This window comes from Micromonospora sp. NPDC004336, assembly GCF_053602615.1.
Window position 1 is genome coordinate 1 of sequence record NZ_JBSGDY010000208.1, and the last position, 9,284, is coordinate 9,284.

A 9,284-nucleotide genomic window follows, 5' to 3' on the forward strand; every position below is an offset into this window, starting at 1 on the left:
CGGCCGATGGCGGGCCGCCCCTTCGCCTGTCCGGGGGCCCTCAGCCCGGAGACGACGATGGGGGCACCCGCCGGTCGGCGGGCACCCCCATCTCGTCGTACGTCAGATGCGGTTGCCGGTGGCGGCGTTGAACACGTGGCTGCGGCCCTCGCGCGGCTTGACGAAGACGGTGTCGCCCATGTTCGGCATGGTGCGCCGGTCGGTGCGGACCACGAAGCGCTCGTTGTTGCCCTCCAGCGCGGCGTGACCGTAGACGTTGGCGTCGGAGCCGAGGTCCTCGACCAGCTCGACGACGACGGGCATGCCGCCCTCGGTCGGGCTGACCAGGTCGCAGTCCTCCGGGCGGAAGCCGACGGTCACCTTGCCGTCGCCGCCCTCGGCGCGGGCGGCCTCGACCTGCTCCCGGGTGAGCGGGATGTGCATCTCGGCGAACGAGGCGCCCCGGTCGTTCAGCGGCACGGTCTTGATGTTCATGGCGGGGGAGCCCATGAAGCCGGCGACGAAGACGTTGGCCGGGGTGTCGTAGAGCGCCCGCGGGGTGTCCACCTGCTGGAGGACGCCGTCGAGCATGACCGCCACCCGGTGGCCCATGGTCATGGCCTCGACCTGGTCGTGGGTCACGTAGACGGTGGTGACGCCCAGCTTGGCCTGCAGCGACGCGATCTGGGTGCGGGTCTGCACGCGCAGCTTCGCGTCGAGGTTCGACAGCGGCTCGTCCATGAGGAAGACCTGTGGCTCGCGCACGATCGCCCGGCCCATCGCTACCCGCTGGCGCTGACCGCCGGAGAGCGCCTTCGGCTTGCGGTTGAGGAACTCCTCCAGCTGGAGCAGCGCCGCCGCCTCCTTGACCCGCCGGTCGATCTCGGCCTTCGAGGTCTTGCGCAGCTTGAGTGCGAACGCCATGTTCTCGTACACCGTCATGTGCGGGTAGAGGGCGTAGTTCTGGAAGACCATCGCGATGTCGCGGGCCTTCGGCGGCAGGTGGGTGACGTCCCGGTCGTCGATGTAGATCGAACCCTGGTCGACGTCCTCCAGGCCGGCGAGCATGCGCAGGCTGGTGGACTTGCCGCAACCGGAGGGGCCGACCAGGACGAGGAACTCACCGTCGCCGATCTCCAGGTCGAGCTGGTTGACGGCGGGGCGCTCGGTGCCCGGGTAGATCCGGGACGCCTTGGCGTAGGTGACCGTAGCCATGGTCAGGTGCTTCCTTTCACCGGCAGGAACGTGCCGGACGATCCGAGTGGAAGGAGCGGCCGGCACGTGCGTGTGCCGGCCCACGGGCGACGCGCCGATGATCGAAGTGTCATCCGTGTCACTGCACGGTAAACGGCTTTCCGTAACCTGCCAAGACGGGGGGCATCGGGTGGGACGGATGGCATACGCATTCCGGGCACTCGGGCACGGGGAGACATCAATCGACCCCGACGCTCGGCGCGCCGGGCCGCAACGGCGACGTTTCCCGTGCTCGCGGGGCCTGCCGAGGGGGAAATCCGGACGCCAGTCGCTATGCTGACGTCGGCACCACGCGCCCCTGTAGCTCAGCTGGCCAGAGCACTCGCCTTGTAAGCGAGATGTCGCCGGTTCGATCCCGGCCGGGGGCTCCATTTCCATCAGGCGTTCCGCGACGGGCGCTGTCGCGAGCCGGCCGGTTGACGGCCGCCGCCGGCGCCGTCGGTCTGCGCGGGTTTCGCATCAGGGCGTCGTGTCGAAGTGGACCTCCACGTCGTAGATCAGGCGGAGAGGCCTGCCGTTGGTGACGCCGACGAAGACCGGCTCGGCGGCCGGCGTGCGGCCGTGCCGCCAGACCTCGCTCCGGGCGGCCTCCCGGGACTCGTGGTGGTGTTTCCCTGCTCGGTGCAGGGCCAGGACCCGGCGGGCGGTCGTCGGGTCGGTGTCGAGATGGATCCGGATCAGAGGCATTCCTGAGCCTCCTCTGTGGCGTGGCGACCGGCAGAACCTGACGCGTGTCGAGCAACTTACCATCGTTAAGTTACCCGAGCGCCGTAATAGAGTGGGTCGGGTGACCGTCAACCGATCCGACCAGGCGCCCCGCGAGGATCCGGCCGGCCGGCCCAATACCGCCAGCTCGGTGTGGCTCCGTGCGGAGTCCGCCCGTCCGCGCCGTACGCCGCCGCTGAGCCGGCAACGCATCGTCGACGCCGCGGTGACCCTGCTCGACGGGCACGGCCTGGACGGCCTGACGATGCGTCGCCTCGCCCAGCAACTCGACGTCACGTCCACCGCGCTGTACTGGCACGTGAAGACGAAGGACGACGTGCTCGACCTGGCCGTCGACCAGATCTTCGGCGACGTACGGCTCCCGCACGAGGTGGGCGACTGGCGGGACGACGTACGCGCGCTGGTCCGGGACTGGCGGGCGGCCATCCTCCGGCACCCCTGGGCGGCGAGCCTGATCGGGCGTCCCATGCTCGGCCCCAACGTGCTCGCGCGCACCGAGTTCCTCCAGTCGGCACTGGTCCGCGGCGGCTTCTCGGGGCGTCGACTGGCGGTGGCGACCCGCCTGCTCGCCAACTACGTCATCGGCGCCGCGCTCACCGAGGCCACCTGGCGGCGGACCGCGGATCCGCACGCGCGCGGCGCGGCCCGGCGGTACATCACGGCGGATCCCGCCGCCTATCCGACCCTCACCGCCTCCGGCCATCTCGACGACGCCCGATGGAGCGACGACGAGCTGTTCGACCAGGGCCTCGACGCGATCCTGGCGACCGCGCCGAGGTAGCGGGCCCGGCGTGCCGGGACCCTATGCTGGGTCGCGTGAGCAGGGCCGCGGAGGAGTCGAACCGGGCCATGCTGCGCGCGCGGGACGCGATGGACCGCGCGTACGACCAGCCGCTGGACATCCCGGCGCTGGCCCGGATCGCGCACGTCTCCGAGGCCCACTTCATCCGCACCTTCCGGGCCACCTTCGGCGAGACCCCGCACCGCTATCTCCAGCGGCGGCGGGTGGAGCGGGCGATGTACCTGCTGCTGCACACGCGCCGGGACGTGACCGACATCTGCTACGCGGTAGGGTTCGCCAGCCTCGGCACGTTCAGCCGCACGTTCCGGCAGATCGTCGGCGAGCCGCCGTCGGAGTACCGCAGGCTCAGGGCCCCGCTCGCCGCGCCCGTTCCGGGCTGCTTCACCAAGGCCTGGACCCGACCCAGCAGTTTTGGATAAGCAGCAGGTCAGGCCCGCCCCGTAGCGTCTTCGGCATGACGATGAACGCGATCACCCGCTCCCAGATCTACGTCCTGGACCAGGACGAGGCCCTCGACTTCTATGTCGGCAAGCTCGGCATGGAGGTCAACACCGACGCCGACCTCGGCTTCATGCGCTGGCTCACGGTCAACATCCCCGGCGACCCGGAGCGCGAGATCCTGCTGGAGAAGCCCGGCCCGCCGGCGCTGGACCCGGCGACCGCCGAGCAGGTCCGCGAGCTGCTCACCAAGGGGGCGCTGGGCGGCTTCCTCTTCATGACCACCGACGACGCGCAGAAGACGTACGAGGACCTGGTCGCCAAGGGCGTCGAGATCACCGACGAGCCGATGGAGCGCCCGTACGGGATCGACTTCGGCATCCGCGACCCGTTCGGCAACAAGATCCGCATCGGCCAGATGTTTCCCCGGGCCTGACCCGCGACGGGGGTACTCGGAGGGCGGGCCTCGCCGGCCCCGGCGGGACCGATGATCCGGCCCGGCCCGGCGGGGGCCGGCTACCCGACCCGGCGAGGGCCGGCTGCCTGGCCCGGCGGGGGCCGGCTACCCGGCCCGGGCGGTCGGCAGGCCGGCGAGCAGGGTGTCGACGAGGGCGTCGGCGTCGGTGGGCGGCAGCGGGCGGTGGGTGACCACCGCGCGCAGCCAGACCGGCCCGAGCAGCAGGTCGGCCAGGAGCGTGTCGTCGACCGGCCCCGCCAGCTCGCCCCGGGCGCGGGCCCGCCCGGTCACCTCGGCGACGTGTGCGCAGTGCTGGCCGAGCAGCTCGTCGGCGAGCCGGGCCAGCTCCGCGTCCGCACCGGTGTGGGCGAGCACGTCGGCGGCGAGCCGCCCCGGCCCGTCGGCGAAGAACGCCGCCTTCGACCGGAGCAGGGCGGTCAGGTCGCCGCGCAGCGAGCCGGTGTCCGGCACCGGCAGGTCCCGGGCGATGGCGTGCCGGAACGTCGCCGCGACCAGGGCGGGCTTCGACGGCCACCAGCGGTAGAGGGTGGTCTTGTTGATCCCGGAGCGCCGGGCCACCCCCTCGACGGTCAGCGCGGCGTACCCGTCGGAGGCCAGCAGGTCCAGCACGGCCGCGTGGATCGCCGCGGCCCCGCGCGGGCCGCGCGCCGCGCTCACAGCCCGCTACGGCGCAGCAGGCGCAGCGCCGTGGTCATCCGGCGGGTCCAGGCCGCGCTGTGCGCGCCCGGCCGGTGGTACGCCGGGGCCAGGTCGAGCCCGCGCTGCCGGGCGACGGTCTTGACCCGGGTGAACCGGAGCAGCCCGTCCGCGCCGTGCCGGCCGCCCAGCCCCGAGTCCTTCCAGCCGCCCATCGGCGCGTCGGCGCTGCCCCAGACGGCGCTGTAGCCGTCGTTGACGTTGACGGACCCCGCGTCGATCCGGGCGGCGACCGCCTCGCCGCGCGCCCCGGAGCCGCTGAACACGCTGGCGTTCAGCCCGTACGCGGTGTCGTTGGCCAGGGCCACCGCCTCGTCGTCGGTGCCGAAGCGGTGGACCGCGACGACCGGACCGAAGGTCTCCTCGGCGTACATCCGCATGCCGGGGGCGACGCCGGTGAGCACGGCCGGCTCGAAGACGTACGGGCCGATGTCGGGGCGGTGTCGGCCGCCGGTGTGCAGGGTGGCGCCGCGCTCGACGGCGTCGGTGACGTGCGCGGTGACGGTGTCGAGCTGCCGCGCCGACGCCAGCGAGCCGAGGTCGGCCCCGAAGTCGCCGCCGACGCCCAGCCGCAGCGTCGCGGTGCGCGCCACGAACCGGCGCAGGAACTCGTCGTGCAGCGGGTCGGCGACGTAGACGCGTTCGGTCGAGACGCAGAGCTGGCCGGCGCTGGCGAAGCAGGCCCGGATCGCGCCCTCCACCGCCCGGTCCAGGTCGGCGTCGTCGAGCACGAGCAGCGGGTTCTTGCCGCCCAGCTCCAGCGACGCGGGCACCAGCCGGCGCGCGGCTTGGGCGGCGACCTCCCGGCCGACCCGGGTGGAGCCGGTGAAGCAGACCAGGTCGGCCCGGTCGGTGACCAGCGGGCCCACCTCCGCGCCCTCGCCGGCGACCACCTGCCAGAGCGCCGGGGGCAGCCCGGCCTCGACGGCCAGGGCCCGCAGCCACAGCGCGCTGAGCATGGTGGCCGGGTCGGGCCGGTGCACGACGGCGTTGCCGGCCGCCAGGGCGGGCAGCGCCTCGGAGGCGGCCAGCGAGAGGGGGTAGTTCCAGGGCGAGACGACGCCGACCACGCCGACCGGGAAGCGCAGCTCGCGCGTGCGGGTGAGCACCGGCAGCGCCCCGGCCCGGCGGCGGGGGCGCAGCAGCCGGGCGGCGGCGCGGGCGTGGTAGCGGGCGTTGATGGCGACGTCGAGGACCTCCTCGACCGCGTGCCGGCGGGCCTTGCCGGCCTCCAGCTGGATCAGGTCGAGCCCTTCGGCCTGCCGGTTCAGCACCAGGTCGTGCAGCCGGAGCAGGACGGCGGCCCGACGCCCCGCGGGCTGGTCGGCCCAGGAGAGCTGGGCGGCCCGCGCGCCGGCGAAGGCGCGGTCGACGTCGGCGGGGGTGCTCGACGGCACGTCCACCGTCGGCGCGCCGGTCAGCGGCGAGGTGGGGGTGAACGCCGGCCCGGTGCCGCGCACCTGGCCGACGAGCGCGGTGGCGGCGGCGGGCAGCGCCGGCGGCAGCCCGTCGGCGACCGGGTTGCCGGCGGGGCGGTCCGCCGGCGCGGCGTGCGGGGGAAGGGCGGTGGCGGTCATGGCACCCACGCTAGCGCAACGCAACGTCGCGTTGCAATTGACGCCTGGACGCCTGGACGCCTGGACGCCTGGACGCCGGGGCCCTGGGCCCCTGGGCCCCTGGACGCCTGGACCCCTGGACCCCTGACGCCTGGACGCCTGGCGGCGCTCAGCCGGTGGCCCGGAGCAGCAGCTCCACCACCGCCCGGGTGACCTCGGGCGGGGCGGCGTCGGGCGGGCAGTCCTCGTAGCCGGTCTCGACGGCCCCGACGGTCAGCCGGTAGTGGAACGCGTCCGCGCAGGTGGCGCCGGCCGGGGGTCGGTCGGCCTCGGCCGCGAGCCGGGGGTCGGCGAGGAGCCGGCGCAGCCGTTCGAGGTCGGCGGCGGGGAGGCGGCCGGCGCGCCGGGCGCCGGCGCGGTCGACCGCGGTCCACCGGCCGTCGGGCTCCACGGTCACGGTGTCCCCGCGCCCGGCGAATCCGCCCGACCGGGTCAGCACGACGCGGGCCGCCGCCCCGGTCGGGCCGGGGGCGAACGGCGCGGTCGGCGGGGCCGCCGTCGGCCGTCCCGTGCCGGGCGGGGTCGCCCGGCCCACGTCGGGCGGGGTCGCCCGGCCGGTGTCGGCGGGGGTCGCCGGCCCGGTGTGTGACGGGGTCGCCCGGTCGGGCGGCTCGGTCGCGGCGCAGCCGGACAGGACCGTCGCCGCCAGCGCGATCTTGACGCCGGCCATCGAAGCTGATCTCATGCCGCTCGGACGCGCGGCGTCGCCGCCCGGTTCCCCGCCGCCGCGATTCCCCCGATCGGTCAGAGTCCGGTGCGGAATCTCGATCACCTCTTCCCTTCCCGGGTCATCGCATCGTTATATCTACATGCGTGACTATCCCCGTCACGTATTCCCCCGTTCAGGAGGGCACGTGAAAAGACCCCTCGCCGCCGTCGGTACGGCCCTGCTCACCAGCGGCCTGCTGACCGTCGTCGCCACCCCGGCGCTCGCGGCACCCCCCACCGCCCCCGCCCCCGACAGCCCCGCCGCCGCCGCGGCGGGCGTCCTGCGGGCCAACCCCGGCGCCGTCCAGGGCACCGACGCCGAGTCCTACCAGGTGCACAGCACCAGGGTGGACGCCGACGGCGCCGCGCACACCCGCTACACCCGGACCTACCGGGGCCTGCGGGTGTACGGCGGTGACTTCGTCATCCACACGACCCCGAACGGCGGCTACGCCGGCTCCTCGGTCGGCCTGGACGCCCCGCTGACCCTGCCCACCACGGCCAGGGTCACCGCCGCGGCGGCGAAGAAGGCCGCCCGCGCCGAGTTCTCCGGCACGCCCACCGCCGTGGGCACCCCGGAGCTCTTCGTCGACGCCAGCTCCGGCAAGGGGCGGCTGGCCTGGGAGACCGTCGTCACCGGCTGGCACCCGGACGGGCAGACCCCGTCGCGGTTCCACGTCGTCACCGACGCCACCACCGGCAAGGTCGTCGGCTCGTACGACGAGATCGAGGCCGTCGCCGGCACGGGCAACAGCGTCTACTCGGGCACCGTCACCGTGGACACCACGCTCTCCGGCAGCACGTACCAGATGATCGACCCGTTGCGCGGCAACGGCTCCACGTGCGACATGAACAACGGCACGTCGACGTGCACCACGGTCACCGACGCCGACAACACCTGGGGCACCGGCGCCACCTCCAACCGGCAGTCCGCCGCCGTGGACGCGCACTACGGCGCCGCCAGGACCTTCGACTACTTCAAGAACGTGCACGGCCGCAACGGCATCTTCGGCGACGGCCGGGGCGTGCCCAGCCGGGTGCACTACGGCAACAACTACGTCAACGCCTTCTGGGACGGCTCCCGGATGACGTACGGCGACGGCAGCGGCAACTCCCGCCCGCTGGTCTCCATCGACGTGGCCGCCCACGAGATGAGCCACGGCGTGACCGAGAACGTGGTCCCCGGCGGCCTGACCTACTCCGGCGAGTCCGGCGGCCTCAACGAGGCCACCAGCGACATCTTCGGCAACATGGTCGAGTTCTACGCCAACAGCCCCGCCGACCCGGGCGACTACCAGGTCGGCGAGAAGATCAACATCAACGGCGACGGCACGCCGCTGCGCTACATGTACAACCCGGCCCTGGACGGCTCCGGCGACAGCTGCTGGTCCACCTCCACGAAGAACAAGGACGTGCACTACTCGTCCGGCGTGGCCAACCACTTCTTCTTCAACCTCGCCGAGGGCACCGGGGCCACCCCGTACGGCACCTCGCCGATCTGCGGCTCCGCCCCGGCGGTGACCGGCATCGGCCGCGCCAAGGCCGAGAAGATCTGGTGGCGGGCGCTGGACGCGTACTTCACCTCCAACACCTCGTACGTGAACACCAGCAACCCGGCGAACACCGCCCGCGCCTACAGCCTGCGCGCCGCCACCGACCTGTACGGCAGCTGCTCCACGGAGTACCGGACCGTCCAGGCGGCCTGGACCGCGGTGAACGTGGCCGGCAACGACGCGCCCTGCTCGACCGGCAACGACTTCTCGGTCTCGCTCTCGCCGACCTCCGGCGCGGTGAACCCGGGCGGCTCGGTCTCCACCACCGTGGCGACGGCCGTGACCAGCGGCTCGGCCCAGACGGTGACGCTGTCGGCGACCGGCCTGCCGGGCGGGGCGACCGCCTCGTTCAGCCCGGCCTCGGTGACCGCGGGCGGCTCCTCGACCCTCACCGTCGCCACCACGGCCGCCACCCCGCCGGGCACGTACACGGTCACGGTCAACGGCGCCGGCTCGGTCACCCGCAGCGCCACCTACACGCTGACCGTCAACGGCACCGGCGGCGGCTGCACCAGCCCGGGCCAGAAGCTCGGCAACCCCGGCTTCGAGTCCGGGGCCACCACCTGGTCGCAGACCTCCGGCGTGATCGGCCAGCACGGCACCGCGCAGCCGGCCCGCACCGGCACGTGGAGCGCGTGGATGAACGGGTACGGGACCACCCGCACCGAGACGCTCGCCCAGTCGGTGAGCCTGCCGGCCGGGTGCACGTCGTACAACTTCAGCTTCTGGCTGCACATCGACTCGGCGGAGACCACCACCGGCACCGCGTACGACACGCTGCGCGTGCAGGTGCTCAACTCCTCCGGGACGGTGCTGGCGACCCTCGCCACGTACTCGAACCTGAACAAGGCCACGGGGTACAGCCAGAAGTCGTTCTCGCTGGCCGCGTACAAGGGCCAGACCGTGACCCTGCGGTTCACCGGCACCGAGGACTCGTCGCTCCAGACGTCGTTCGTCGTGGACGACACCGCCCTCAACGTCTCCTGACGTAGCCGTACCGCCGCCGGCCCGGCGACCACCCCGCCCGGGTGGTC

General features: G+C 73.5%; 9 protein-coding genes and 1 tRNA gene. 5 read left to right on the forward strand and 5 right to left on the reverse strand.

Annotated features, from left to right (window positions below):
- Positions 1-102: 102 nt before the first annotated feature.
- A complete protein-coding gene (locus ACWENR_RS27425) occupies positions 103-1,194 on the reverse strand; it encodes an ABC transporter ATP-binding protein (protein WP_452279836.1) in 1,092 nt (363 codons plus the stop codon).
- Between the two features lie 333 nt (positions 1,195-1,527).
- On the opposite strand from ACWENR_RS27425, the gene ACWENR_RS27430 reads away from it, so the two are divergent.
- A tRNA-Thr gene (locus tag ACWENR_RS27430) sits at positions 1,528-1,604 on the forward strand.
- A gap of 88 nt (positions 1,605-1,692) precedes the next feature.
- Here the strand turns inward: ACWENR_RS27430 and ACWENR_RS27435 are convergent.
- A complete protein-coding gene (locus ACWENR_RS27435) occupies positions 1,693-1,920 on the reverse strand; it encodes a hypothetical protein (protein ID WP_452279837.1) in 228 nt (75 codons plus the stop codon).
- A gap of 100 nt (positions 1,921-2,020) precedes the next feature.
- Between ACWENR_RS27435 and ACWENR_RS27440 the strand changes: the two genes are divergently transcribed.
- The 3 genes from ACWENR_RS27440 to ACWENR_RS27450 are packed head-to-tail and all read left to right on the forward strand — an operon-like array spanning position 2,021 to position 3,635.
- Positions 2,021-2,740 carry a TetR/AcrR family transcriptional regulator C-terminal domain-containing protein gene (locus tag ACWENR_RS27440; RefSeq protein WP_452279838.1) on the forward strand — a complete coding sequence of 240 codons (720 nt, stop codon included), beginning with the start codon at positions 2,021-2,023 and terminating at the stop codon, positions 2,738-2,740.
- 35 nt (positions 2,741-2,775) lie between these two features.
- Positions 2,776-3,180 carry a helix-turn-helix domain-containing protein gene (locus tag ACWENR_RS27445; protein ID WP_452279839.1) on the forward strand — a complete coding sequence of 135 codons (405 nt, stop codon included), beginning with the start codon at positions 2,776-2,778 and terminating at the stop codon, positions 3,178-3,180.
- Positions 3,181-3,215: 35 nt separating this feature from the next.
- On the forward strand, positions 3,216-3,635 hold the full coding sequence (locus tag ACWENR_RS27450) for a VOC family protein (RefSeq protein ID WP_452279840.1): 420 nt from the start codon (positions 3,216-3,218) through the stop codon (positions 3,633-3,635).
- Between the two features lie 126 nt (positions 3,636-3,761).
- Here the strand turns inward: ACWENR_RS27450 and ACWENR_RS27455 are convergent, their stop codons facing one another.
- From ACWENR_RS27455 to ACWENR_RS27465, 3 genes are all read right to left on the reverse strand, one after another.
- Entirely contained in the window at positions 3,762-4,334 is a 573-nt protein-coding gene (locus ACWENR_RS27455) for a TetR/AcrR family transcriptional regulator (protein ID WP_452279841.1), read from the reverse strand.
- Positions 4,331-5,950, reverse strand: a complete 1,620-nt coding sequence (locus ACWENR_RS27460; protein WP_452279842.1) for a succinic semialdehyde dehydrogenase — start codon at positions 5,948-5,950, stop codon at positions 4,331-4,333. Before ACWENR_RS27460 ends, ACWENR_RS27455 begins: the two co-directional genes overlap by 4 nt.
- 148 nt (positions 5,951-6,098) lie before the next feature.
- Complete coding sequence (locus tag ACWENR_RS27465) at positions 6,099-6,659, reverse strand: hypothetical protein (protein WP_452279843.1); 561 nt, start codon at positions 6,657-6,659, stop codon at positions 6,099-6,101.
- A 184-nt stretch (positions 6,660-6,843) separates the two neighbouring features.
- Here ACWENR_RS27465 and ACWENR_RS27470 point away from each other — a divergent pair, with 184 nt between their 5' ends.
- A complete protein-coding gene (locus ACWENR_RS27470) occupies positions 6,844-9,237 on the forward strand; it encodes a M4 family metallopeptidase (RefSeq protein WP_452279844.1) in 2,394 nt (797 codons plus the stop codon).
- Positions 9,238-9,284: the final 47 nt, after the last annotated feature.